The sequence below is a fragment of the Nocardioides sp. Root151 genome (assembly GCF_001427925.1).
Taxonomy (GTDB): Bacteria; Actinomycetota; Actinomycetes; order Propionibacteriales; family Nocardioidaceae; genus Nocardioides.
Genome location: NZ_LMGG01000004.1, coordinates 13,679 through 38,328 on the forward strand (window position 1 = coordinate 13,679; position 24,650 = coordinate 38,328).

Annotated in this window: 27 protein-coding genes and 2 tRNA genes; 17 read left to right on the top strand and 12 right to left on the bottom strand. The window is 69.3% G+C overall.

Annotated elements, in window-relative coordinates; genetic code table 11:
• Positions 1 to 18: 18 nt before the first annotated feature.
• Complete coding sequence (locus ASD66_RS08530) at positions 19 to 1,779, bottom strand: MFS transporter (RefSeq protein WP_156388606.1); 1,761 nt, start codon at positions 1,777 to 1,779, stop codon at positions 19 to 21.
• 135 nt (positions 1,780 to 1,914) lie between these two features.
• On the opposite strand from ASD66_RS08530, the gene ASD66_RS08535 reads away from it, so the two are divergent.
• On the top strand, positions 1,915 to 2,532 hold the full coding sequence (locus tag ASD66_RS08535; protein WP_056890704.1) for a pentapeptide repeat-containing protein: 618 nt from the start codon (positions 1,915 to 1,917) through the stop codon (positions 2,530 to 2,532).
• Between the two features lie 34 nt (positions 2,533 to 2,566).
• Here the strand turns inward: ASD66_RS08535 and ASD66_RS08540 are convergent, their stop codons facing one another.
• A complete protein-coding gene (locus ASD66_RS08540) occupies positions 2,567 to 2,833 on the bottom strand; it encodes a DUF2087 domain-containing protein (protein ID WP_056676124.1) in 267 nt (88 codons plus the stop codon).
• A 42-nt stretch (positions 2,834 to 2,875) separates the two neighbouring features.
• A complete protein-coding gene (locus tag ASD66_RS08545; RefSeq protein WP_056890705.1) occupies positions 2,876 to 4,093 on the bottom strand; it encodes an MFS transporter in 1,218 nt (405 codons plus the stop codon).
• 140 nt (positions 4,094 to 4,233) lie between these two features.
• On the opposite strand from ASD66_RS08545, the gene ASD66_RS08550 reads away from it, so the two are divergent.
• The 3 genes from ASD66_RS08550 (at position 4,234) to ASD66_RS08560 (ending at position 6,299) form a co-directional block, all read left to right on the top strand.
• Positions 4,234 to 4,617 carry a VOC family protein gene (locus ASD66_RS08550; RefSeq protein ID WP_056890706.1) on the top strand — a complete coding sequence of 128 codons (384 nt, stop codon included), beginning with the start codon at positions 4,234 to 4,236 and terminating at the stop codon, positions 4,615 to 4,617.
• 114 nt (positions 4,618 to 4,731) lie between these two features.
• Complete coding sequence (locus ASD66_RS08555; RefSeq protein WP_056676132.1) at positions 4,732 to 5,145, top strand: YciI family protein; 414 nt, start codon at positions 4,732 to 4,734, stop codon at positions 5,143 to 5,145.
• 2 nt (positions 5,146 to 5,147) lie between these two features.
• Positions 5,148 to 6,299 (top strand): RNA polymerase sigma factor, encoded by a 1,152-nt coding sequence (locus ASD66_RS08560; RefSeq protein WP_056891405.1) that lies wholly within the window; start codon positions 5,148 to 5,150, stop codon positions 6,297 to 6,299.
• A gap of 154 nt (positions 6,300 to 6,453) precedes the next feature.
• On the opposite strand, the gene ASD66_RS08565 is transcribed toward ASD66_RS08560, so the two are convergent.
• Positions 6,454 to 7,386 (bottom strand): hypothetical protein, encoded by a 933-nt coding sequence (locus ASD66_RS08565; RefSeq protein ID WP_056890707.1) that lies wholly within the window; start codon positions 7,384 to 7,386, stop codon positions 6,454 to 6,456.
• Between the two features lie 152 nt (positions 7,387 to 7,538).
• On the opposite strand from ASD66_RS08565, the gene ASD66_RS24410 reads away from it, so the two are divergent.
• From ASD66_RS24410 to ASD66_RS08590, 6 genes are all read left to right on the top strand, one after another.
• On the top strand, positions 7,539 to 7,679 hold the full coding sequence (locus ASD66_RS24410) for a hypothetical protein (RefSeq protein WP_156388609.1): 141 nt from the start codon (positions 7,539 to 7,541) through the stop codon (positions 7,677 to 7,679).
• 188 nt (positions 7,680 to 7,867) lie between these two features.
• Positions 7,868 to 8,677: a fumarylacetoacetate hydrolase family protein gene (locus ASD66_RS08570; RefSeq protein WP_056890708.1), complete on the top strand. Its 810-nt coding sequence runs from the start codon at positions 7,868 to 7,870 to the stop codon at positions 8,675 to 8,677.
• Complete coding sequence (gene gltX, locus ASD66_RS08575) at positions 8,674 to 10,167, top strand: glutamate--tRNA ligase (protein WP_268788518.1); 1,494 nt, start codon at positions 8,674 to 8,676, stop codon at positions 10,165 to 10,167. Before ASD66_RS08570 ends, gltX begins: the two co-directional genes overlap by 4 nt.
• A 14-nt stretch (positions 10,168 to 10,181) precedes the next feature.
• Positions 10,182 to 11,147: a CPBP family intramembrane glutamic endopeptidase gene (locus ASD66_RS08580; RefSeq protein WP_056890709.1), complete on the top strand. Its 966-nt coding sequence runs from the start codon at positions 10,182 to 10,184 to the stop codon at positions 11,145 to 11,147.
• A gap of 35 nt (positions 11,148 to 11,182) precedes the next feature.
• Positions 11,183 to 11,254, top strand: a tRNA-Gln gene (locus ASD66_RS08585).
• 92 nt (positions 11,255 to 11,346) lie between these two features.
• Positions 11,347 to 11,419 (top strand) — tRNA-Glu (locus ASD66_RS08590).
• A gap of 211 nt (positions 11,420 to 11,630) precedes the next feature.
• Here the strand turns inward: ASD66_RS08590 and ASD66_RS08595 are convergent.
• The 3 genes from ASD66_RS08595 to ASD66_RS08605 form a co-directional block, all read right to left on the bottom strand.
• Positions 11,631 to 12,491 (bottom strand): alpha/beta fold hydrolase, encoded by an 861-nt coding sequence (locus ASD66_RS08595; RefSeq protein ID WP_056890710.1) that lies wholly within the window; start codon positions 12,489 to 12,491, stop codon positions 11,631 to 11,633.
• A gap of 163 nt (positions 12,492 to 12,654) precedes the next feature.
• On the bottom strand, positions 12,655 to 13,647 hold the full coding sequence (locus tag ASD66_RS08600; protein ID WP_056890711.1) for an NADP-dependent oxidoreductase: 993 nt from the start codon (positions 13,645 to 13,647) through the stop codon (positions 12,655 to 12,657).
• Positions 13,644 to 14,255 carry a TetR/AcrR family transcriptional regulator gene (locus tag ASD66_RS08605; protein WP_056890712.1) on the bottom strand — a complete coding sequence of 204 codons (612 nt, stop codon included), beginning with the start codon at positions 14,253 to 14,255 and terminating at the stop codon, positions 13,644 to 13,646. Before ASD66_RS08605 ends, ASD66_RS08600 begins: the two co-directional genes overlap by 4 nt.
• A gap of 93 nt (positions 14,256 to 14,348) precedes the next feature.
• On the opposite strand from ASD66_RS08605, the gene ASD66_RS08610 reads away from it, so the two are divergent.
• The 5 genes from ASD66_RS08610 to ASD66_RS24920 are packed head-to-tail and all read left to right on the top strand — an operon-like array spanning position 14,349 to position 18,060.
• A complete protein-coding gene (locus ASD66_RS08610) occupies positions 14,349 to 15,596 on the top strand; it encodes an NADH:flavin oxidoreductase/NADH oxidase family protein (protein ID WP_056890713.1) in 1,248 nt (415 codons plus the stop codon).
• Complete coding sequence (locus ASD66_RS08615; RefSeq protein WP_056890714.1) at positions 15,593 to 16,483, top strand: SDR family NAD(P)-dependent oxidoreductase; 891 nt, start codon at positions 15,593 to 15,595, stop codon at positions 16,481 to 16,483. The genes ASD66_RS08610 and ASD66_RS08615 overlap by 4 nt, the downstream gene beginning before the upstream one ends.
• 1 nt (position 16,484) lies before the next feature.
• Positions 16,485 to 17,318 (top strand): alpha/beta fold hydrolase, encoded by an 834-nt coding sequence (locus ASD66_RS08620; protein WP_056890715.1) that lies wholly within the window; start codon positions 16,485 to 16,487, stop codon positions 17,316 to 17,318.
• Positions 17,318 to 17,746 (top strand): hypothetical protein, encoded by a 429-nt coding sequence (locus tag ASD66_RS24915; RefSeq protein ID WP_200949974.1) that lies wholly within the window; start codon positions 17,318 to 17,320, stop codon positions 17,744 to 17,746. Before ASD66_RS08620 ends, ASD66_RS24915 begins: the two co-directional genes overlap by 1 nt.
• A complete protein-coding gene (locus tag ASD66_RS24920; protein WP_200949975.1) occupies positions 17,704 to 18,060 on the top strand; it encodes a hypothetical protein in 357 nt (118 codons plus the stop codon). Before ASD66_RS24915 ends, ASD66_RS24920 begins: the two co-directional genes overlap by 43 nt.
• Before the next feature lie 116 nt (positions 18,061 to 18,176).
• On the opposite strand, the gene ASD66_RS08630 is transcribed toward ASD66_RS24920, so the two are convergent.
• The 5 genes from ASD66_RS08630 to ASD66_RS08650 form a co-directional block, all read right to left on the bottom strand.
• Positions 18,177 to 18,566 (bottom strand): hypothetical protein, encoded by a 390-nt coding sequence (locus ASD66_RS08630; RefSeq protein WP_056890716.1) that lies wholly within the window; start codon positions 18,564 to 18,566, stop codon positions 18,177 to 18,179.
• 162 nt (positions 18,567 to 18,728) lie between these two features.
• Positions 18,729 to 19,127, bottom strand: a complete 399-nt coding sequence (locus ASD66_RS08635; protein ID WP_056890717.1) for a universal stress protein — start codon at positions 19,125 to 19,127, stop codon at positions 18,729 to 18,731.
• Positions 19,124 to 20,701: a tripartite tricarboxylate transporter permease gene (locus ASD66_RS08640; RefSeq protein ID WP_056676171.1), complete on the bottom strand. Its 1,578-nt coding sequence runs from the start codon at positions 20,699 to 20,701 to the stop codon at positions 19,124 to 19,126. Before ASD66_RS08640 ends, ASD66_RS08635 begins: the two co-directional genes overlap by 4 nt.
• Positions 20,701 to 21,219: a tripartite tricarboxylate transporter TctB family protein gene (locus tag ASD66_RS08645; RefSeq protein ID WP_056676176.1), complete on the bottom strand. Its 519-nt coding sequence runs from the start codon at positions 21,217 to 21,219 to the stop codon at positions 20,701 to 20,703. Before ASD66_RS08645 ends, ASD66_RS08640 begins: the two co-directional genes overlap by 1 nt.
• Positions 21,216 to 22,205, bottom strand: coding sequence for a Bug family tripartite tricarboxylate transporter substrate binding protein (locus tag ASD66_RS08650; RefSeq protein ID WP_056890718.1), 990 nt, complete (start codon positions 22,203 to 22,205; stop codon positions 21,216 to 21,218). The genes ASD66_RS08645 and ASD66_RS08650 overlap by 4 nt, the downstream gene beginning before the upstream one ends.
• A 96-nt stretch (positions 22,206 to 22,301) precedes the next feature.
• On the opposite strand from ASD66_RS08650, the gene ASD66_RS08655 reads away from it, so the two are divergent.
• Both ASD66_RS08655 and ASD66_RS08660 read left to right on the top strand, forming a co-directional pair.
• The gene (locus ASD66_RS08655) at positions 22,302 to 23,915 is read left to right on the top strand and encodes an ATP-binding protein (RefSeq protein WP_056890719.1); all 1,614 of its coding nucleotides are present in this window, start codon (positions 22,302 to 22,304) and stop codon (positions 23,913 to 23,915) included.
• Positions 23,916 to 23,925: 10 nt separating this feature from the next.
• Entirely contained in the window at positions 23,926 to 24,603 is a 678-nt protein-coding gene (locus ASD66_RS08660; protein WP_056676185.1) for a response regulator, read from the top strand.
• The last annotated feature ends 47 nt before the right edge of the window (positions 24,604 to 24,650 follow it).

Genomic DNA, 24,650 nt, shown 5'->3' on the forward strand with positions numbered 1-24,650 from the left:
CGCGAGGCGACATACGACTCACACGGTGAGCCTGCGGGAGACGATGTCGTCGGCCGCGAGGAACGCCTCGCGCTCCCCGGTGAGGGCCGCGAGGAAGTCATCACGGCCGAGGGCGTGGAGCACGGTGTCCTCCAACGCAGTGATGGTGGCCGTCCGCGGCACGTCACGCAGCAGGCCGATCTCACCGAAGAAGTCGCCGGGCCCTTCGCGGCGGAGCACCACGCCGTCCTGGGTGACCTCCACGAGCCCCGACTCGATGACGAAGAACCGGTCGGACTCCTCGCCCTGGCGCAGCACGACCGACCCGGCCGGCACCGCGAGGCGAACCAGTTGACCGGCCAGGCCCTCGACGACGGAACGGGGAAGTGGTGCGAACATCGGAACGGCGGCGAGCAGATCGGCTCCGAACGGCGCGGTGAGCCGTGCGTCGAGACGACGCATGCGGGCGATGAACGGTACGACGGCCAGGGCCACGCCCAGCCCGACGACGGCGAGCGCGGTGCGCAGGCTCCACAGGTCGAGGAGGAACGGCATGGCGAAGGCGCCGAGGGCCATGGTCGCGATCAGGCACGACTCGAGGGCCCCGAACACCCGCCCGAGGACCGCGTCCGGGCTGATGCGCTGGACGATGGTGTCGAGGTTGACGTCGACCAGTGGGTTGGCGAGGCCGAGGAGGGCAACGGCTGCGAACACCGTCACGGGTGAGGGCCACAGCGTGACCAGGACCAGCGGCACGGACCACAGCAGGACGCCCGTCGTGAGGTCCTGGGCGAGGCGCTGCCGGGACGCCCTCGAGATCGCCAGGAATCCACCCAGGACGGCGCCGACGCCGAGCGCCGACTCGAGGTAGCCGACACCGTGGGCTCCGGTGTCGAGGACCTCCACGGCCATCACCACGAGGAAGACGGTGGAGGCGCCGGCCACGATCGTCTGCATCGCGACCAGCCAGGTCACCACGACCAGGTCCTTGTCGGCCCAGATGCAGCGGAAGCCACCGGAGACCTCGGACAGGAAGCTCTCCCGCGGGGCGTCGTCCCCGTCGTCACCGCCTCCCGCGTCGTCACCGCCTCCCGTGTCGACGCCGGCTTCCTCGTCGGGGCCGCTGGTGGGGTGCGGGACCCGGATGCCGAGCACCATCGCCATCGACCACACGAACGTGACGACGTTGAGGCAGAACACCACCGACACGCTGGTCGCGCCGATCAGCAGCGCTCCGAGGGCGGGACCGACGAAGAAGGAGAGGCTCTCGATCGTGCTGGACGACCCGTTGGAGGCGGTCAGCTCCTCTGGGCTGTCGGCCAGAGTCGGCATCAGGGCTCGCTGCGCGCAGCGGAAAGGTGTCCCCAACAGTGAGGTGAGCGTGGCCAGCACGAAGACCGGTGCGGCGGGAGTGTCCAGGAAGAGACAGGCCGCGGCGGCGGCGACCAGCGTGGCGCGGCCGATGTCGCACAGGACCATAACCGCCTTGCGCGGCGCTCGGTCCGCCCAGGTGGAGGCGAAGGGTGCCGTCACCGACATCAGGGCGAGCCGGATCGCTGCCCAGATGCCGACGGCGCTGGCCCCGCCGACGCCGTACGCCCAGACCGTCACCGCCGTCGCGTAGGCCCAGTCGCCGATCATCGATCCGGCCAGGGCGAGCTGGACCCGCCTCAGTCCGGGGTTGCCGAAGACCGACCTGAGCGAAGCCTTCGTCTCGTGGAGGGCAGTGCGGGTGCTGGCGACGAGGCCGACCCGAGGCGCGGGAGCGGAGGCCACGGCGGATGTCTCGTCCGATGCCACGCCTGCCTCCTGGTGCACGCTGCCTTTCGACCGTAGTGCGCTCCGCACGGTCCTGGTGGGTTTCCGGTCAATCCGCGATCTGGTCTGGACCAGTCGGTGCCGCCGCCGTCGGCGGGCACGCCTACGGTGGGGGTCGTGACGGATCCGATCGAGAACACCGACCTCCACTACCGCGAGGAGGACTGGTACGCCGAGGACCTGGGCGCGGCCCGTTTCGTGCGCTGCACGTTCACCGACATGGACCTCAGTGAGGTGGTCACCTCCGGTGCGACGTTCGACCAGTGCACATTCGCCAACAGCAGGCTCAACGCCAGCACCCACCGTCACACCGCGTTCGTGGCCTGCGACTTCCAGCGGACCAGCCTGTTCGACGCGACCTTCGAGGGCTGCAAGATGATCGGCTCGGTCTTCGCCGACTGCACCGTCCGCCCGATCAAGGTCGTTGGCGGCCAGTGGCGGGGCGTGACGATGCGCGGGCTCAACCTCAGCAAGCTCGACCTCGCCGGCCTCGACCTGCGCGAGGCCGACCTCTCGATGAGCGACCTCACCTCGACGTCGCTCGCCGGCGCGAACCTCGACGGCGCCAACCTGCGCGAGACGAAGCTGGCGGGCGCCGACCTGAGGGGTGCCTCTCTCGACCGGGTCGACCTCGCGGCAGCCCATCTGCGGCGTACGCACCTCGACCTCGCGGGCGCCGTACTCCTCGCCGAGCTGCAGGGTGCGCTCGTCGACGCGGAGCCGGTCAGGCACTGACTGACGGCCGTCGCCCGCGCGTCGACCGGAACGGTCAGACGTCGACGGTGCCGCCGCTGCGCCAGTAGACGCTGTCCTCGCGGGTGAGGAACTGGTCGTCGACCAGGTAGCGCCGCAGCGCCGCGACATCGGGGTGGAACGCCCGGAGGATCTCGTTAACCTCGATCTCGGGGTAGGTCCGGCCGAGCTCGAACGACTGTGCCAGGTGGTCGAGCACGACGAGCCGCTTGGCCCGCTTCGTCGGGATCGTGTGCAGTCGTCCCTCGGCGTCGAGGAAGTTCCCGAGAACCTTTGAGTCCATGCTCCGAACCTAGGACGCGCGCGCCGGGCACGCCACCGGGTTTCAGGCCGACACACGCTCCGCCGTTCGCGCGAGCACCCGGCTGCCGCCCCACGACACGACGACCGCGACGACGCCGGCAGCCACGGTGACCGCGAAGGCCGGGGTCTGGCCGCCCCAGTCCGCGAGCCGGCCGGCGATGGCCGCGCCCACGGCGTACCCGAGACCGGTGGCGGCGGCCAGCAGCGTCATCGCGGCGCCGGTGCGGGCAGGCGGGGTGATCCTCTCGCCGAGGGTGAAGGTGGTGATCATGTACGGCGCCACGCTGACGCCGAGCACGAGCAGCACGGGGGCCAGCAGCGCGAGGGAGTCGACCAGCAGCAACGGCACGGCCAGCACGAGCAGGGCGACGGCGAACCAGCGCAGGCGTGCGGGCAGCGTGAAACGGTCCGGCAACCCGGCGATCGAGAGTCCGGCGACCACGCTGCCCACGCCGAGCAGCGCATGGAAGTAGCCGGTGAGACCCGGCTGCCCGGCGTCGGTGGCCAGCACCGACGTGCCGGTCTGCACCGACCCGAACACCGCGCCGATCACCAGCTGGGAGGCGCACAGCAGGATCAGGGCGGGGGTCACCAGGGTGAGGTCGTGGATGCCGGTGTCCTCGTGCGCGTCGTGGGCCTGTACGGCGGTGGGGTGCAGCGCGAACCACGCACCGAAGACCGCAAGCACCACGGCCGCGGCAGAGAGCGCGAAGGACGGGCTGGCCAGGGAGACGCCGAGGCCGATCAGGGCCGGGCCGAGCACGAACGAGGCCTCGTCGGCGGCGCCCTCGTAGGAGAACGCGATGTCGACGAGCTTCTTCTGGTGCTCGCTGCGCGCGGTGATCGGGCGCCACCGCACGCGTGCCATCGGTCCGACCTGCGGCATCACCAGGCCGGCCGCGGCACTGGCTACCGCCGACCAGCCCCACGGCACACCCGCGTGGGTGAGCACGAGCAGGACGATCATCGCGGCGGCTCCGGCCAGCGACTGGAGCAGGACGACGCTGCGTTGTCCGACCCGGTCTGCCGCCGTACCCCAGAACGGGGCGCCGACCGCGTTGGCGATCGCGAGTGCCCCGGCACAGGCGCCGCCGGCGCCGTAGCTGCCGGTGGTGCCGGCGACGAGGAGGAGCACGCCCAGCTGGCTCATGGCCAGGGGGAGGCGGGCCAGGAAGCCGACGAGGACGTAGGTGGGGCCGGTGAGGCCGAACAGCCTCTTGTAGCCGGTGAGGGGTGACACGGGAACTCCAGGGTTCGCAGAAGCGGGTGCGTACCTTCCCGCCCAACAGGTACGCCAGAGCCCTGTGCGCCGCCGATTCTACCGACTCCGGCGGGTCTCGGGCGATTCGTCGGGACGTGCTTCGCGATACGTTCCGACTCATGCATCGCAGCCGCATCGGTGTCGTCCTGGTCGACCATCCCGTGGACCGCTTCGAGAGCTCCGCCGCGTTCTGGGCGCAGGCGCGGGGCTCGACCCGGCAACCCGACGGGGAGGAACCGGTCTACGACAGCCTCGACCCTCTCGGCGGCGGCATCATGCTCGAGCTGCAGCGCACCGGCGCGGGCACGCCGCCGCGGGTGCACCTCGACATCGAGACCGACGACGTCGACGCCGAGATCGCGCGGCTGGTCGCGGCCGGGGCGAGGGTCGAGCAACGCCACGAGGCGTACGCCGTCATGCACGATCCGGGCGACCTCGTCTTCTGCGTCGTGCCGGTGCAGACCGGGAGCGACTTCGACGCGCACGCCACGACCTGGCCCTGAGCGTTCACCAGGTCTGGAAAAAACTTTCCCCGCCCATGTCGAGAACCGCTCGACGGCTCCGTCCCGGGGGTGAAGGTGCCCACGGGGGCACCTGAGGAATCCAAGGAGATCATCATGGCGAAGTACCTGTTGCTCAAGCACTACCGCGGCGGTCCCGAGCGGATGCCGATCGGCAATGTCCCGATGGACCAGTGGTCGCCGGAGGAGGTCACCGACCACATCCAGTTCATGCGGGACCTGGCCGACGAGCTCGAGGAGAACGGCGAGCTCGTCGATGCCCAGGCGCTCTCGCCCGAGGGCACGTTCGTGCGCTACGACGGCGAGGGCAAGCCGCCCGTGACCGACGGACCGTTCGTCGAGACCAAGGACCTCATCGCCGGCTGGATGGCGATCGACGTCGACTCGCAGGAACGTGCCTACGAGGTGGCGGCGCGTCTGTCGTCGGCCCCCGGCCCCGGCGGGCAGCCGCTCCACGAGTGGCTCGAGGTGCGCCCGTTCATGGTCGAGCCGCCCACGGTCACCGAGTGACGGTGCTCGACCTCGACGAGCAGCTCAAGCTGCTCGGCCCCCAGGTCCTGGGTGTCCTCGTCCGCCGCGGAGCAGACTTCGCGGCGGCCGAGGACGCCGTGCAGGAGGCCCTCCTCGCCGCCGTCGAGCGCTGGCCCGCCGAGACCCCGGCCGAGCCCAAGGGCTGGCTGATCACCGTCGCCTGGCGCAAGTACGTCGACATGGTGCGCTCGGCCGACGCCCGTCGCCGGCGCGAGGAGAGGTTCCACGACGAGCCCGAGCCCGGTGAGACCGAGAACGCCGACGACACCCTGCAGCTGCTGTTCCTCTGCTGCCACCCGGACCTGTCGCCGACCGCCGCGATCGCGTTGACGCTGCGTGCCGTCGGCGGCCTGACCACTCGCCAGATCGCTCTCGCCCATCTCGTGCCCGAGGCGACGATGGCCCAGCGGATCAGCCGGGCCAAGCGCACCGTCTCCGACCGTCGGCTCACCCGGCTCGGCGACCTCGGCCGGGTGCTCAAGGTGCTCTACCTGGTCTTCAACGAGGGGTACGGCGGCGAGGTCGACCTGGCCGCCGAGGCGATCCGGCTGACCCGGCAGCTGGCCCGGGCCTCTGACGATCCCGAGGTGGCCGGACTGCTGGCGCTGATGCTGCTCCACGATGCCCGGCGTACGTCGCGGCGCGGTTCCGACGGGTCGTTGATCGCGTTGGCCGACCAGGACCGGTCGCTCTGGGACACGACGCTGATCGCCGAGGGTGTCGAGATCCTCCAGGCCGCGCTCGCGAAGGACAGGCTGGGGGAGTACCAGGCGCAGGCCGCGATCGCCGCCCTGCACGCGGATGCGCCCAAGGCCGACGAGACCGACTGGCCACAGGTCCTCGAGTGGTACGACGAGCTCCTGCGACTGACCGACAGCCCGGTGGTGGCACTCAATCGTGTGGTGGCCCTCGGCGAGGTCGACGGCCCACTGGTCGCCCTGCGCGCCTTGGACGAGCTGCCCGCCGACCTGCCGCGACTGGTGGCCGTGCGGGCGCACTTCACCGAGCGGGCCGGTTCGCTCGAGCATGCTGCCGAGCTCTACGCGGACGCCGCACACCTCGCGACGAGCACGGCCGAGCGCGACCACCTCACCCGCCAGGCCGCCCGCCTCCGCCAGGGTCTGGCCGGCTGATGACCTCCGGTCACGCAGCGGACTCCGATCGGCGTTGTACCGGCGAACGGGCACAACGTGCCGAAACAGGCTGGAAAAGGGCGTCATCGCACTGTTGTGCCCGTTGATGTGCACGTGGGCTGTCAGTGCAGTGCGAGCAGGTCGACCGCGCCGCTCACGCCGACCGGGCGATCACCGTCAGCAGGCGCGCGCACTCGTCGATCAGGCGCTGTCTCAGCGGGGCACCGCGTTCGGCGAACCGGCGCTGGCGGGCGGCGTACTCCTGCTTGCCCTCGGGTGTCTCGATGCGCACCGGCTCGAAACCGAGGTCGACCAGGTCGTACGGCGCGGCCTGCATGTCGAGGATGCGGATGTCGCGGGCGAGCTCGAAGCAGTCGGCGACCAGGTCGGAGCAGGTCATCGGGGTCAACCGGAAGGCGTGCTTGTAGAGGTCCATTCCGCCGTGCAGGCAGCCGGGTTGCTCGTAGGCCTGCCGGTCGTCGCGGCCGGGCTGGAGCTGGTTGAGCGGCCGCGCCGGGGGAGTGAAGAAGCGGAACGCGTCGAAGTGCGAGCAGGTGATCCTGTGCGACTCGACCACGTCGTCGGTGCCGGTGGCGCCCAGGCGCAGCGGCCAGTCGGCGTGCCGGGTCTCGTCCTCGGAGAGCTTGTAGACCATCGCCCACTCGTGCAGCCCGAAGCAGCCGAACGTCGGTGCCCGGCCGGCGGTGGCGGTCAGCAGCCGGTGCAGCGACTCGACCAACGGCCGCTGCGTGGCGACGTACTCGGCCGACACCGTGACCGCACCTTCGCCGGCGTCCCCGGTGATTGAGGAGTGCGTGCTGGCGCGCGTCTCCAAACCACCGGCACTCACATAGCCCTTCAGGCCAGCGTACGCCGAGACGTCGCCGGCCAGCCCCACGCCGTACCCCGGATGCCAGCGGCGCAGCTGGGCGGGACGCTGGGAGTAGTAGGTGAACAGGAAGTCGTGGACCGGGTGCTTCACGCTGGATCCGCGGCGGGCGAGGTGCGGCTCGATGTAGGCGTCGACGCGCTCGGCGTGCGCGTTCGCCCGCGCCCGCCACGTGGTCTCGTCCAGCACCTCGATCATGGGGACAAGGGTAGGAGCGACGGCGCCAAGCCCGCGAAACGGTGCGCGCGACCCCCGACCAAAGTCGTACGCAAACAATCCCCTGGGTGGATGCAACCAAATCGGGTCCGGGGGAGTCTGTATGTAGAGAAGAGCGACGAACGGAGAAGGGCATGGCCAGCACCGCACGACGCATCAGTCCCGAAGAGGCAGCACGGCGCCTGACCGTGCAGCTCGAGGCTGCCCGTCGCCGTCGGCGCGCCGAGACCAGCGCCGGGTCGAGGGCGCTGCGCAGTCGCCTCATGCGCTCCTGACTCGCTCCCGAACCACCGGAGCGAGTCGGCACGAGTCGACGTAGTGGGACTGAGCGGGGGCTCCCCACTGCGTCGGCTCGTGCCGACTCGTGGTTTCGAGACGCTCGTTCCTCACTCCTCCACCACCGAGGGGAGCTCGTCAACCACCGTGGCAGGGGTCCAGCCGCACGGCAGATAGGCTCGGGTCCGTGCGTATCTGCAGATTCACCACCGGCGAAGACCCCCTGTACGGCGTCCTGACGGGCGAGCTCGACGAGTTCGGCCAACCCGAGGAGGGCGCGGTCATCGTGGCGTTGGCCGGCGACCCGCTCTACGTCGGCGTCAAGCTGCTCCAGCAGGAGTACAAGCTCGACGACGTGCGACTCCTCGCGCCGGTGCTCCCGCGCAGCAAGGTCGTGGGCATCGGTCGCAACTACGCGGCCCACGCCGCCGAGCTCGGCAACGACCTGCCCTCGGAGCCGCTGATGTTCCTCAAGCCCAACACCAGCGTCAGCGGGCCGGGTGACCCGATCTTCTACCCGCACCAGAGCGAGAACGTCCAGTACGAAGGCGAGCTGGCCGTGGTGATCGGGCGCATCTGCCGCGACGTCCCGGTCGAGAAGGCCACCGACGTGATCCACGGCTACACGATCGCCAACGACGTGACCGCACGCGACCTGCAGAAGTCCGACGTGCAGTTCACCCGCGCCAAGGGCTTCGACTCGTTCTGCCCGATCGGCCCGTGGATCGAGACCGACCTCGACCCGCAGACCTTCATCGACGGCGTCAGCATCCAGACCCACCTCAACGGTGACATCGTCCAGGACGGCTCCACCAAGGACATGATCTTCGACATCCCGGCGCTGATCGCGCACATCTCCAGCGTGATGACGTTGCTGCCCGGCGACGTCATCCTCACCGGCACCCCCGAGGGTGTCGGTCCCATGAACGTCGGTGACGAGGTCGAGGTCTCGATCGCCGGCATCGGCACTCTCACGAACAAGGTGGCAGCACGTTGACCAATCCCGTACTCGGTGACCTGAAGCCCGAGCAGGTGCGCGTGCGCATGGCTCCGTCCCCGACCGGCAGCCCCCACGTGGGCCTGGCGCGCACGGCGCTCTACAACTGGGCGTTCGCCCGCCACTTCGGCGGCACGTTCGTGTTCCGCATCGAAGACACCGACAAGGCGCGCAACACCGTCGAGTCCTACGACTCGCTGCTCGACCTGATGCAGTGGCTCGGCCTCGACTGGGACGAGGGCCCGCTCAAGGGCGGCGACTTCGGCCCCTACCGGCAGTCCGAGCGGTCCGACATCTACGTCGACGTCCTGGCGAAGCTGCGTGAGCACGGGTCGACGTACGACTGCTACTGCACCAACGAGGAGGTCGACGCGCGGCGCAAGGCCAGTGGCTCCAAGGTGATGGGGTACGACGGCTTCTGCCGCGAGCTGACCGGCGAGCAGGTCGCGGCCTTCAAGGCGGACGACCGCTCGTCCGTGGTGCGGTTCCGCATGCCCGACGGCGAGATCACCTTCGACGACCTGGTGCGCGGTGACATCACCTTCGACACCCAGTTCGTGCCCGACTTCGCGCTGGCCCGCGCCAACGGCGACCCGCTCTACACGCTGGTCGCCCCGGTCGACGACGCGCTGATGAAGATCACCCACGTGCTGCGCGGTGAGGACCTTCTCTCCAGCACGCCGCGCCAGGTCGCGCTCTTCGACGCGCTCAAGGAGATCGGCGTCGCCGACCGTACGCCGCGCTTCGGCCACCTGCCCTACGTCATGGGCGAGGGCAACAAGAAGCTCTCCAAGCGCGACCCCGAGGCGCACATGGAGCTCTACCGCGACCAGGGCTTCCTGCCCGAGGGCCTGCTGAACTACGTGGCCCTGCTCGGCTGGTCGATCGCCGCCGACCGCGACATCTTCAGCCTCGAGGAGATGGTCGAGGCCTTCGAGATCGGTGACGTCAACCCGAACCCGGCGCGCTTCGACCTGAAGAAGTGCGAGGCGATCAACGGCTCGCACATGCGCCTGCTGAGCATCGAGGACATCACGCACCGCTCGATCCCGTTCCTCAAGAAGGCCGGTGTGGTCAGCGACCCGGTCAGCGACGCCGACGCGAAGCTGCTCGAGCTGGCCATGCCGCTGGTCGGCGAGCGCATCAACAAGCTCGCCGAGGTGCCCGACATGCTCGGCTTCCTCTTCGTCGACGAGGCCGACTTCACCCGTGACGAGGCGGATGTCGCCAAGCTCCTCAACGACGAAGGCTTGGCGATCGTGCAGGCGTCGTACGACGTGCTGTCGCCCCTGTCGACGTGGAGCACGGCGACCATCGAAGAGGCGCTGCGCGCCAAGCTGATCGACGAGCTCGGACTCAAGCCGCGCGTCGCGTTCGGGCCGGTGCGGGTCGCGATCACCGGCAAGCGGATCAGCCCGCCGCTCTTCGAGTCGCTCGAGCTGCTCGGTCGCGAGCGGGGCCTGGCCCGGCTGCAGAGCGCCCTGGCCTGAACGGCCGATCGACGATGGGGGACACCACACCCGCGCCCGCTGACCGGCTGCCGGCGCTCGCGTACCACCAGTTGCAGCGCGCGGGTGCGCACAGCTGGTGGCGGTCCGTGCTCGGCGTGCTGCTCCTGGGACTGTTCGGCCTGATCGTGGTGCCGGGCGTCCTGCAGGTGTTCGTGCTGATCGGCCTGGCGATCTCGGGTTCCTCCGACATCGGCAGTGACGCCATGGACCTGCTCGACCTCAACGACCCGACGCCGATCGGCCTGGCCTACCTCAACCTGACCCTCGCGGCGTTGATCCCCGCGACGTTCCTGGTCACCTTGTGGCTGCACCGGCTGCGCCCGGGCTGGCTGACGTCGGTCCTCCCGCGGATGCGGTGGAAGCTCTTCGCAGCCTGCCTCGGGCTCTCGTTCGTGGCCCTCTTCGCCACCTTGCTGGTCAGCGCGTTCCTGCCGACGTCCTCTGGACAGGAGGTCTCCGGCGACCTCAACGCCTTCGACAGCCAGGCCCAGCAGTTCGCCCTCGTCGTACTCCTGCTGACGCCGCTGCAGGCCGCGGGGGAGGAGTACGCCTTCCGCGGCTACCTCACCCAGGTCTTCGGCGCGCACTTCCCGACTGCGGTCGCCGTGCTGGCCCCGGCCGTGCTCTTCGCGCTGGCGCACGGCGCCCAGGACGCCCCGATCTTCGTCGACCGGCTCGCGTTCGGCATCGTCGCCGGCATCCTTGTCGTGCGCACCGGCGGGCTCGAGGCGGGCATCGCGATGCACGTGCTGAACAACTGGCTGGCCTTCTCGCTGGCGCTGATGTTCTCCGACTTCGGGTCCGCGCTGAACCCGACCGGAGGCACCTGGTGGAGCCTTCCGGTGACGCTCACACAGTCGCTGGTCTACCTCGGCCTGGTGCTCTGGGTGACCCGGAACATGGGTGTCTCACGCACTGCGGACGGGGCCGTTTTGGCGGCCTCCACGAGTCGCGTGTAAGGTTTCCCGCGGCTCTCCAGAGGGCCCGAAACCATTGGGATATGGTGTAATTGGCAGCACGACTGGTTCTGGTCCAGTTAGTCTAGGTTCGAGTCCTAGTATCCCAGCGAAGCCCGCACGAGACCGAAGCCACACGGCCGAGATTTGGTGCAGGGCCTGGCGAAACGCTAGAGTTTCGCTCGCTGTTCGCAGCAAGTTTGCCCCCGTTGTGTAGTGGCCTAGCACGCCGCCCTCTCACGGCGGTAGCGCCGGTTCGAATCCGGTCGGGGGTACAAACACGAAGTGGGGCCCTGGTCAGCGGAAACGCTGGCCAGGGCCCCTTCGTCATTTCTTCCCGAATCGGGCCTGGGCAACACCGGGGGCAAGAACAGGATCAGCCTGGCCCACGACGTGGAGCAGGGCACGGCTCTCGCGTGCTGCCTCGCGGGCCCGGCCGATGCCCTCGCCCACCTCGTCCCGCGGAAGTGTGACGGGGTGTCCCGTTCAGTCGGTGAGGAAGGCGGCCACGACGGGTGCGAACCTGTCGTGGAACTGGAAGATCCCGCCGTGTCCGGAATGGGGGTAGATGATCAGCTCAGAACCCTTGATCCTGCGGTGGAGGTCCTCGGACAGGGGAGTGGGCACCATACGGTCGTGGTCGCCGTTGGCGATCAGCGTCGGCTGGGTGAAGGTCGACAGGTCCGAGGGAGCTGAGCGCCCGTACTTCTGGATGGCCTTGAGCTGCGTCCGGAGGGCTCTGAGTTTGATCGGCTCGTCGCGGTCGACGGTGCGCTCCTCGAGCCGCTCGATGAACGCCTTGGCGGCGCGCTTGCCGGTCGCGTCGCGGTTGAAGAACAGGAACTCCTTCGGGTCCGAACGTGTCACGGTCGCGCGAAGGATGTCCCAGTACGTGGTGGTGACGACCTTGTCGATGTCCTTGCCGCCGCGGGGTCCGGTGCCGGTCAACACGAGTTTGCGGACCAGGTCGGGGTGCTTGACGATCAGGTCCTGGGCGATGAAACCGCCCATCGAGAACGAGAAGATGTCGATCTGGTCGAACCCGAGTGCGCTGATGAATTCGTGGGCGTGGTCGGCGGCCTCCTCGAGGGTGGCGGGCACCTTCCCGTTGGACGCGCCCACGCCACGTTGATCGAACGTGATGACGTGCCGGTTCGCAGCGATCGGGTCGATGATGCGGGGGTCCCAGTTGTCCAGGGTGGCCGCGAGGTGGACGAAGAAGACGACGGGGATGCCGCCCTTGGGGCCGAGCTCCCGGTAGGCGTAGGTCACCCCGCCCGCGCTGATCGTGCGGGTAGGGGCCAGGGCGTACGACGTGATGACGGGCTCGTTGCTGCTGTCGTGCATGGGTCCTCCTCAGGAAGTGCTGGCCTCGGGCCTGGCGCAGAAGATCGAGCAGTTCAGGGACGAACCGGTCATGGTGTTGGAAGACGCCGCCGTGCCCCGCGTCCGGGTAGATCGCGAGGCGGGTGTTCGGAAGTCGATGCGCCAGCTCGAAGGAGGCCCGTGGTCACCGGGTGACCACGATCTTGCCGTTGGCCTTGCCCTGCTCGACATGGGCCATGGCGTCCACGGTCTGGGCGAAGGGGAAGGTGCGGTCCAGGACTGGCCGGAGGGTGCCGTTGTCGTACAGCGCGGCGAGGGTCTTCAGCTGTGCTCCACTCGCCTTCATGAAGAGGAACGAGTAGCGCACGTCGAGCTTCTTGGCCTGCTTGCGGATCTTGCGGCTCAGCACCTTCATCACGGGTGCGAGCAGCGGTTGGCCGAGTTGCTTGGCGAACGTCGGGTCGGGCGGGCCGACGACACTGATCGCCAGGCCGCCCGGCTTGAGCACGGTCAGGGACTTCTCGAGGTTGACGCCGCCGAGGGAGTCCAGCACGACGTCGTAGTCACTCAGCAACTCGGCGAAGTCCTGCGAGGTGTAGTCGATGATCTCGTCAGCCCCCAGCGAGCGGACCTTCTCGACGTCCTTGGTGCTGGCCGTCGTGGCGACGTGGGCACCGAGGTGCTTGGCGACCTGGATGACGGTGGAGCCGAGGCCACCGGCGCCAGCATGCACGAGCACCTTCTGGCCGGCCTTCACTGCAGCCACGTCAACCAGGGCCTGCCAGGCCGCGAGTGCGACCAGCGGCACGGCGCCGGCTTCGTCGAACGACAACGAGGCCGGCTTCAGGGCCACGTCGTCGGCGTCGATGGCGATGGCCTCGGCGAAGGTGCCGATACGCAGGTCGCGTGGCCGGGAGTAGACCTCGTCGCCGACCTTGAACTCGCGAACCTGCGAGCCGACCTCGGTGATGACGCCGGCGACGTCGTGGCCGAGGACGAAGGGTGGCTTGTACTTGAGGAGCTGCTTGAACTCCCCGTTGCGCACCATCTTGTCGAGCGGGTTGATGCTCGCTGCCCTGATGTCGACGAGCACGTCGCGCGGCCCAACGGCTGGGGTGGGTACGTCGGCCGGCTGGAGGCCGTCGGGGCCGTAGTGATGGACGACGAAGGCTTTCACTTGGTCTCCTGGTGTGGTGTTGGGGTGGTCGTGGGGCCGCCGGCGATGCGCATCGCGTTGCGATAGGCCGAGGCAAGGATCTGGTCGGACAGTGCGGGGTCGGTCACCGCGCGGGCGAGTTGGAGCGAGGAGACCAGGAGGGTGTAGAGCCCGATTGCGCGCTCGTCGGCGTCGACGGGGTTGTCGGCTGCGAGGTGTCGCGTGATCGCCTCGATGAGGCCGCGGGCGCCGTCGGTGTAGGCCTCGCGGGCGGCGACGTGTTGTCGGGGGATCTCGTCGAGCAGTGCGGCCGAGGGACAGCCTCCACCCGGATCGTCGCGGTGTTCGGGGGAGACGTACCAGCTGACGAAGGCATCCACGGAGTCATGGCCGAGGGGAAGTTCCTCGATCCGTGCGAGTTGGGCGGCGAGTTGCTCGGCGACGACGGAGGCGATGAGGTCGTCCTTCGACGAGAAGTGTCCGTAGAAGGCGCCGTTGGTCAGTCCGGCGTCGGCGACCAGTGTGGAGATGCCGGCCCCGTCGAAGCCGTCGCGCTTGAACCTGGCGCCGGCGGTCTCGATCAGGCGGCGCCGGGTCGCGACCTTGTGGTCAGGTGCGTATCTGGCCATCGGAACTTCCTTCCGTCGTGGTGCTTGCCAACAACATAGCATTATGACCATACTATTACGAACGTACTGCAAACAGACCCCAGGAGAGCCCCGATGTCCTCGCTCCACGACCCGCTCGAACTGCCGTCCGGCGTACGGCTTCCCAACCGCATTGCGAAGGCGGCCCTCAGCGAGGCACTCGGGGATGTCGACAACTCGCCAGATGAGCGGCTGGTGACGCTGTACCGCCGGTGGGCCGAGGGCGGCTACGGCCTGCTGATCACGGGCAACATCATGGTCGACCGCAACCACCTCGGCGAGCCCGGCAACGTCGCGATCGAGGATGACCGAGCTCTCGAACGGCTCACTGCCTGGACGAAGGCGGCTCACGATGGCGGCGCGGCGATCTTCGCCCAGCTCAATCACCCCGGCCGGCAGGCCAACCTGCTCGCCCTGGGCCACACCCCGGTCGCGCCGAGTGCCGTCGCTCTCGCGATGCCGGGGGCGACGACACCGCGGGCGCTGACCCCCACCGAGATCGAGGACATCATCGAGCGCTTCGCGACCGCCGCGGCAGTCTGCGAGGCCGCCGGCTTCGACGGCGTGCAGCTCCACGCCGCTCACGGCTACCTGGTCACCCAGTTCCTGTCGCCGCTGACCAACCTGCGCACCGACGAGTGGGGTGGCACGCCTGAGCGCCGGATGCGGTTCCTGCTCGAGATCGTTCGCCGGGTCCGGCAGCGGGTGAGCCCCGGATTCGCTGTCGCGGTGAAGCTGAACTCGGCCGACTTCCAGCGCGGCGGTTTCACCGAGGAGGACTCGCGAGCCGTGGTCGCGGCCCTGGCGGCAGAGTCCGTCGACCTGATCGAGGTCAGCGGTGGCAACTACGAGTCCCCGGCGATGGGTGGCTCCGAGGCGGCCTCGACGCGGGCCCGTGAGGCCTACTTCCTCGACTACGCCCGTTCCGTACGACGCGAGGCGGGCGCCGTCCCGATCGCGGTGACGGGTGGATTCCGCAGCCGCACGGCGATGGACGACGCACTGACGGCAGGTGACTGCGATCTCATCGGCATCGCTCGGCCGACGGTCACGGCCACCGACGCGGCGTCGAGCATCCTCGAGGGGCGCACGGCAACCCTGGAGGCCCATGAGATCCAGGCCGGCATGCGCGGACTCCTCGGCCGCATCACCGATCTGAAGGCGCTCGACGGCTTCTTGAACATCAGCTGGAACACCGACCAGCTGCACCGCCTCGCTCGCGGTCTCGAACCGGACCTCGACCGAGGCCCTCTGGTGACTGCGCTGGCGATGGTGCGGCGCAACGGCCGTGTCTCGTTCAGCCCGAAGCGCGGTGTGGCGTGAGCCGGACGTCGTACGACCTCGACGACAAGGTCGTGCTGATCACCGGCGGCAACGGCGGAATCGGTGGGGCGACCGCGCGTGCCCTGCTGACCCGCGGTGCCCGGGTAGTCATTGCCGACATCGACCCCGAGACCCCGCAGCGGGCAGCAGCTCTCGACCCGGATCGGGCCCTCGGTCGTGTCGCCGACGTCCGCGACCGGTCATCGCTCGACGATGTCGTCGCTCAAGCAGTGCAGCGCTTCGGCCGACTCGACGTCGTGATGGCCAACGCGGGCCTCCTGGCCAAGGCGGCGACCCTCCGCAACACGCCGATCGCCGATCTCGAGGCGACGTTGGCCGTCAACGTCACCGGTGTCGTCAACACTGTCGCGTCGGGGCTTGAGCAGGTGATCAGCAATCGCGGGCAGATCGTGCTGCTCAGTTCGGTGTTCGCATTCGTCAACGGCATGGGCACCATCCCCTATGCCATGAGCAAGGCCGCGGTCGAGCAGCTCGGTCGCGGTCTCCGGCTCGAACTGGCCGACCATGGGGTGTCGGTGCTGACCGCCTATTTCTCCCTGGTCGACACCGACATGATCAAGCACGGCGTCGACGCCGACGACATGGTTCTCGAACTGCTCTCGACCCTGCCCAGGCCCATGCTCAAGCGGGTCCCCCCGGCCTCAGCGGCCGCGGCCGTCGTCAAGGGTCTCGAACAACGATCCGTCCGCGTCATCCACCCTCGGGTGTGGCGACCCGTCTCTGCATGGCGCGGCATCCTCGGCCCGGCCCTGGACTCCCGGTTCGCCAAGGATCGTCGTGTGCTCGACGTGCTTGCCCGGCTGGATACCCGCACCAGTACCACCGCCCCTGCCCGTCCATCTCTGACCGCCATCCAAGGAAGCTGACATGACCACCTGGCGTGACACGCCCACGAAGACCATCACGATCGACGGCACCTCCTTCGCGTACCGCGAGCTGGGCACGCCCGGCGGCGTACCCGTGGTGTTCCTCCACCACTTCACCGCAGTCCTGGACGACTGGGACCCCCGGATCCTCGACGGCGTCGCGGCGCAGCACCACGTGATCGCGTTCGACAACCGTGGCGTCGGTTCGACCGGTTCCCGCGTCCCCAGCGACCTCGAGCAGATGGGTGCCGACGCCATCGCCTTCATCAAGGCCCTGGACCACGACCAGGTCGACCTGTTCGGGTTCTCGCTCGGTGGGGCGGTCGCGCAGATGGTCGCGTTGCAGGCTCCCGAGCTCGTACGCCGCATGGTGCTCGCCGGCACCGGTCCCCGAGGCGGTGGCGGCATCTGGAAGATGCCGTTCATCGTCGGCGGCGCCTACGCCAAGGCGTTCGCTGCCCGCAAGGACCCGCGTCACTTCCTGTTCTTCCCCCGCAATGCCGAAGGCAAGAAGGCGGCCGAGGACTACTTCGCCCGCCTTGCCGAACGGTCGGGAGACCGCAGCAAGTCGATCTCCCGTCAGGCCACGCTCGCGCAACTGCGCGCGATCACCGCCGGTGGAATGCACGCCCCCGACGACCTGTCCACCATCACGGTCCCGGTCCTCGTCGCCAACGGCGATCACGACCTGATGGTCGCGAGTGAGCACTCCGCAGACATGGCCCGACGCCTGCCGGACGCCAGACTGATCGTCTATCCCAACTCGGGACATGGTGGCGTCTTCCAGCACCATGAGAAGTTCGTGCCGGCAGTCCTCGCGTTCCTGGCCGCCTGATGAGCAACCCGGACTTCGTGACGGTCGACGCCTTCGATCGCCCTGCGGGTGGGCGGATCAGGTGGCGTCGCAACCTGCGGCGCGTCCTGGGCGGTGGCATCGAGGGACTGCGCGGGGCGAGCGTGAACTACTCCAACAACGCGACCCACACGGTTCCGCCCGGGCTGCTGCCGGGCGGATGCGCGCTCGTCGCCGCCTGGGAGTCGCCCGAGGCGGCCGAGGCCGCCTTTGCCGGCCCGCTCCGGCGCGCCATCGACGGCCCGGACCGGTTCAGCCTCGACGGTGAAATCGTGCGGGTGAGAATCGACTCCGAGTCCAGCGCGACAACTGGCACGGATGGGAGCCCCGAGCCGACGGCGCGCAGCCACTGGAGAAGGATGAGCCGATGGTCGCCATCGTCCACGGCATACTGCGGCGCGGCGAACTGATCACGTTCGTGCGGAACAACGTGCACGCGGCCAGCCGTGCCGCCCACCACCCCGGACATCGCGGCAGCGTCGACATCTCTGCGCAGCTTCCGTTCGAACACACCTCGATCAGCCTGTGGAAGACCTACGAACTCGCCCAGGTCTTTGCCTACAGGCCGGGAGGGCATGCCAGCGCCATGAAGCATGCCCTGAAGAAGAAGACTCATCGCGTCGGTGTGTTCCTGCAGGCGCGGCCGACGGCGTGCACAGGAGCGCTCGGCATCGACCAGCCTCCGTTCCCTCAGCTTCCTCCAGCCAATCGCGCCGGCCTCTGAGCAGGGCGAAGGTCGCCACCCCTCGTGGCGAGGGAACACCTCGAGGCCGCCGGCGAGCAACGTCCTGCGTGGTGGTCCTCGGAGTGGCCGATGTGCAGGACGTCCGGAGGACCGCCCTAGTCGGCCTTCGGCGTCGCCGTCGCCGTCGACGTGGCGCCGGCCAGCCCGAGCACGGGTGCGCTGAGCCGCTCCATCGCTTCGACCACGTCGGCATGCCGTTGCGCCACGGCGGCCACGAGCTCGGCCATGTCGGCGTGCAGCTTCGCCAGTCCGGCCATCGTGTCGGCGAGCTCGCGCTGGCGTGTCACGAAGTCCTGCAGCGGTTGGGCCGTGGCGCTGGCCAGGTCGCCGACGGCGCCGAGCAGGTCGGTGACCTGGGTGAGCACGAGCTCCGGTGCCGCGGCGCCGCTGCGGCCGGCGTCGAGCAGGGCGTTGAAGGTTGCCGACGTCATCTTGAGCGCGGCGCGCTGCGACTTGGTCAGCAGCTCGATCGGGTTGTCCACCATGACCGAAGACTGGCACAGCGACGGGTCCCCGGGAAGGCGCTGCAGACGGCCCGAACGACCGCGATCGTGCAGGTGTCGAGCTGCGACACCGGAAATCGAGAAACGGCGACCCGGATCATGCAGGAGCACGATCCGGGTCGCCGACCGGTCACAGGCGAAGGCTCAGCGCGGCGGCTTCACCGTGAGTACGGCGCACTCGGCACCCAGCAGCACCTTCTGCGCGACACTGCCCATCAGCAGCTTGCCGACCGGGCTGCGTCGCTTGATCCCGAGCACCACCAGGTCGGCCCTGGTCTCGTCGACGACGGCCAGGATCGCCTCGGCCACGTCGGTGCCGACCTTCTGGCGCACCTCGTGGACCACTCCCGACCCGGCCAGCCGCTGCTCGAGCTCGGCCAGCTGCTTGGCGGTCGCGAAGTGCTCGTCGACGTAGGCGTCTCCCCGGCTGCCGTTGACCAGGACGAGGTCTGCGTCGCGGAGCCTGGCCTCGTCGAGCGCCCGCTCCACCGCCACCTCGCCGTACTCGTCGGGCGTCCAGCCGACCACGATCGTCGTGCTCATCGCTGCACCAGCTCCTTCTCCTCGTCAGTTGCGTCAACAGCGTCCGATCCGTCGTCGGACCTGCCTCCCGGTCCGCCCGTGACGTCGTCGCCGGAGGCGGGACGCCGGCGCTTCGTCACCATCGGCACGATGATCACCAGGGCGGCCAGCACGTAGAGCACGATCGCCAGGTTCTCGCTCCACAGCGCCGAGAGGTCGCCACCGGAGATGGCCAGCGCCTCGCGGAACCGGGTCTCCATCAGCGGCCCGAGGATGACACCGATGATCAGCGGCAGAACCGGGAAGGCGAAGCGCCGCATCATGAAGCCGACCATCCCGAAGACCAGCAGCAGGAAGATGTCGAACGCGCGCTGGCTGGCGGCGTACGCACCGAGCGAGGCGAAGAACAGGATCCCCGAGTAGAGGTACGGGCGGGGGATCGCCAGCAGCTTGGCCCACAGGGGAGCCAGCGGCAGGTTCAGCACCAGCAGCAGGGCGTTGCCGATCAGGAGGCTGGCCAGCAGCGTCCAGACCAGGTCGGCCTGGTCGGTCATCAGTTGCGGCCCGGGCTGGATGCCGTACGACGTCAGCGCCGCGAGCATCACCGCCGAGGTGGCCGTGACCGGGATGCCCATCGCCAGGAGCGGGACGAACGTGCCGGCGGCAGAGGCGTTGTTGGCCGCCTCCGGACCGGCAACGCCTTCGATCGCCCCGTGGCCGAACTCGTCCTTCTTCCGGGCCAGCTTCCGCTCGAGGATGTAGGAGAGGAAGGTCGGCGTCTCCGCGCCACCGGCCGGGATGGCGCCGAACGGGAAGCCGATCGCGGTGCCGCGCAGCCACGGCTTCCAGGAGCGACCCCAGTCGTCCTTGCCCATCCACGGCTGGCCGACCGGGATGATCTCCAGCGGCTTGCGGCGCAGGTGCGCAGCGACCCAGAGTGCCTCGCCGAGGGCGAAGATGCCCACCGCGACGATCACGATGTCGAGCCGGTCACCGAGCTCGGGGCGACCGAACGTGAGCCGCGGCTGGCCGGTGTTGAGGTCCATGCCGACCAGGCCGAACGTGAGGCCGAGGAAGAGCGAGATGAAGCCGCGCAGCCGGGCGTCACCGAGCAGGCTGGTCACCAGCACCATCGCGAAGACGATGATGGCGAAGAACGACGGGGCGCCGATGGTCACCGCCACGTCGGCCAGGATCGGGGCGAAGAACACGACCAGCAGGGTGCCGATCGTGCCGGCGATGAAGGAGCCGATGGCCGCGGTGGCCAGGGCCTGGGCGGCCCGGCCCTTCTTGGCCATCTTGTTGCCCTCGATCGCCGTCATCACCGATGAGGACTCACCCGGCGTGTTCAGCAGGATCGAGGTCGTCGAGCCGCCGTACATGCCGCCGTAGTAGATGCCGGCGAACATGATGAACGCCTGCGTGGGCTCGAGGCCGAACGTGACGGGCAGCAGTAGGGCGACGGCCATGGCCGGGCCGATGCCGGGGAGCACGCCGACGAAGGTGCCGAGCAGAACGCCGATGGCGGCGTACATGAGGTTCTCAGGGGTGAGGGCGGCGCCGAGGCCGTCCGCGAGCAGTCCGAGGTTGTCCATCAGAGGATCCCGTCCAGGATGCCGGGGGTGAGCGGGATGCCCAGCCCGACGTAGAAGCCGTACCAGCTGCCGACCGACATCACGATCCCGACGAGGATGTCGCGGATCAGGGTGCGGCTGCCCAGCGACCAGGCGGCGCCGGCGAAGAGGAAGGCGCCCGAGATGGCCCAGCTGAGCCAGTTCACCGTGGCGATGGTGATCAGCAGGACGCCGATCAGCTTCGCGACCGTCAGCCAGTCGGCGGGATGCGTCAGGTCGACGTCCTCACCGCCCTCGGCCTCGGGCTTGTCGCCGCGGGCGGTCGCGACGACCAGCAGCAGCGACAGCACGACCATCGCCCCGCCGATGGCGTAGGGGAACATCTTCGGCCCGACCGGGTCGGCGAACCCGACCGTCAGCGTGGTCGCGTCGTAGAGCGTGTAGGCGCCGATCGCGAACAGCAGGGCGGCGACGCCGTACTGCGCCCGGTCCTGAGACGTGGCCGCCGGTGCGGCCGGGTCGACTGTCTGCGTGCTCACAGTCCCAACTCCTTCATGGTGTCGTCGACACGGGTGTTCTGCTCCTCGAGGAAGGTCTCGAACTCGTCACCGGTCTTGAACTCGTCGATCCACTTGTTGTCCTTGAGCGCCTTCTGCCACTCGGGGCTGTCATGCATCTCCTCGAGGTAGGCGATCATCTCGTCGCGACGCTTGTCCGAGATGCCGGGCGGCGCCAGCACTCCGCGCCAGTTGGTGAAGACCAGGTCGACGCCCGACTCCTTGAGGGTGGGGAACTTGCTGAACAGCTCGCCGTCCAGCCGCTCCTCGCCGGAGACGGCCAGGACCCGCAGCTCGCCCTCCTCGATCTGCCCCTCGAACTCGCCGAGGCCGGAGAAGCCGACCTTGATCTTCTTTCCGAGCAGGGCACTGGTCAGCGGTCCGCCGCCGTCGTAGGGGACGTAGCGCACGTCCCGCGGCTCGATGCCGACCGCTTCGGCCAGCTGCATCGGGAAGAGGTGGTCCGGGCCGCCGGGGGAGGAGCCGCCGCCGACCGCGATGCTGTCGGGGTGCTTCTTCCAGTCCTCGAGGAAGTCGTCGATCGTCTTGTACGGCGACGAGGCCGGCACCAGGACTCCTTCCTGGTCCTCGATCAGCTGGGCCAGGGGCGTGGCGTCCTGCAGCTTGTCGTCGAGGCCGAAGGAGTACGCCGACCCGACCACGCCGAGCCCGACGGTCAACATGGTGTGGTCGTCGTCGGAGCGCATCAGCTGTGAGAAGGCGACGGTGCCGCCGGCGCCGATGATGTTGTGCACCTCGAAGGTGCCACCGGTGATGTCCTGGGCCTCCATCGCGGCGACCGCGGCACGGCCGGTCTGGTCGTAGCCGCCGCCGGGGGCGTTGGGGATCAGCATGGTCATGTCCTTGGAGGGGTCACCGCGGGTGACCCCACACCCGGTGGCGAACATGCCGACCATGGCCAGCACGAGGCCGGCCACGCAGCGGGTTGTCGTGGAGCGGGACGACATCACAGCTCCTTCGATGGGCGAGAGAATGGGACAACCCGATAGTGGTGAATGATGTGGCGGGCGTCACCCTTGCGGAACCAAAGGAGGTTGTGGAACTTGTGGTCACCAGTCCGACGCGGACGCATCCGGCTGAGCCTGGCCGGCCAGTTCCTCGCCCTCCAGCTGATGGTGCTGCTCGTCGTGCTGGCCTTCGCGGCCGTCGTGCTGACCCGGCAGAGCGACTCGGAGTTCCGTGACGACCGGGGTACGACGCTGCGCGCGTCCGCCCAGCAGCTGGCCAACCTGGAGCCGATCCGCAGCAGCCTGACCAGTGGCGACATCTTCGAGTCGCTGGCCGGCTACGTCGCCACCACGCAGTCGCGCAACGCCGCGACGTACGTCGCACTCGCCGGCCCGGACGGCACGATCGTGATGTCGGTCGACCCCGACGACGTCGGACGGCAGCTCGACCTCGACCACTCCGACGTACAGGAGATGCGCATGTGGACCGGCGACGTGACCGTCGACGGCAAGCGCGCGTTCGCCGCCCAGGTGCCGGTCGTGTTCGTGCCGCCGCGGGCCCAGAACAAGCCGCCCCGGGTCGTCGGCATCGTGATGGTCTCCGAGCCCTACCCCACACTGGCCGACCGGGTCGACCGCTGGCTGCCGGACCTGGCGCGCTTCCTGGGCATCGGCCTGGCCGTCGGGCTTCTGGGTGCGTGGTTGCTCTCCCGCCTGATCAAGCGGCGCACCCGTGGCCTGGAGCCGGTCGAGATCGCCGCGCTCGCCGACCAGCGCGAGGCGGTGCTGCACTCGATCCGCGAGGGCGTGGTCGTGGTGGCACCCGACGGCACGATGACGGTGCTCAGTGACAGTGCCCGCGAGCTGCTCGGCATCGACCGGGCCGACGAGGGCACACGGGTGGCGGACCTGTCGCTCGACGAGCACGTGCGGGCGGCCCTCGAGGGCACCGACGACGTGCACGACCAGGTGCTGGTCGTGGGCGGTCGTGTGATCGTGCTCAACCGCAACCGCGTGATGGAGCAGGGGCGCCAGGTCGGCACGGTGACCACACTGCGCGACCGCACCGAGCTGCTGGCCATGCAGAGCGAGCTGAGCGCCCGCGAGTCGATCACCGAGACCCTGCGGGCGCAGACCCACGAGTTCAACAACCAGCTGCACACGATCTCCGGGCTGGTCCAGCTCGAGGAGTACGCCGAGGTGTCGGCGCTGATCGGCAACCTCACCCGCAAGCGCGCGGAGATCAGCGAGTTCGTGACCAAGCGGGTCGACGACCCGGCGGTGGCCGCACTGCTGATCGCGAAGTCCAGCCTCGCCGCCGAGCGTGGTGTGACGATGGTGCTGGCCGGCGACTCGTCGCTGCCGCGCCTGGACCCCGACCTCTCCGCCGATGTCGGCACGGTGCTCGGCAACCTCGTCGACAATGCGGTCGACGCCACGGTCGCGTCGGGGGGTCGGCGGGTCGACGTACACGTCCTGCTCGACGACGCCGTGGTGCTCGTGCAGGTCGCCGACACCGGCCCCGGCGTCACCGACACGACCGAGATCTTCCGCCGCGGCTACTCCACGAAACCCAGCGACGCGAGCGGTCGCGGAGTCGGGCTCGCCCTCGTGCAGGTGGTGTGCGAGAGACGCGGCGGCATGGTCTCGGTGCACAATGACGAGGGCGCGGTCTTCACCGCCCGACTGCCGCTGGAAGCCAGAACATGAGGGACTTGGCATGAGTGACGCCGACGTGACGGTGCTGATCGTCGACGACGACTTCATGGTCGCCTCGATCCACACGAAGTTCGTGGAGCGCACCGACGGCTTCCAGGTGGTCGGGGTCGCCGCGACCGGTGCCTCCGCGCTGGCCGAGATCGAGCGCCTCGCCCCCGAGCTGGTGCTGCTCGACGTGCACCTGCCCGACATGACCGGCATCGACGTGCTGCGCACGCTCCGCGGTGGCGGCAACGACGTCGGCGTCGTGATGGTGACCGCGGCACGGGAGGCCGACACGGTGCGCGCGGCCGCGGCCAACGGCGCCGCGCACTACCTCGTCAAGCCGTTCGGGTACGACGACCTGCGGGTGCGACTCGAGGCCTTCCGTTCGGCCCAACGGGCGTTGACCGACGACACCGCCGCCGACCAGGAGGACATCGATGCGGTGTTCTCCCCGGTGGCCTCCGCCCGGTCCTCGGCCTTGCCCAAGGGCCTGAGCCCGGAGACCGCCGACAGCGTGCTCTCCGCGCTGCGCGAGCGCGGCGACCTCTCGGCCGCGGAGTGCGCCGAGGCGGTCGGCATCTCACGGGTCTCGGCACGCCGCTACCTGGAGTACTTCGCGCTCACCGGCCAGCTCGACGTGCGGCTGAGGTACGGCGGTGCCGGCCGCCCCGAACGTCGCTACCACCCCCGTTGACCCGTCGCCAGTTCGGGTCGACCCGTCGTGAGTTCGGGTCGACCCGT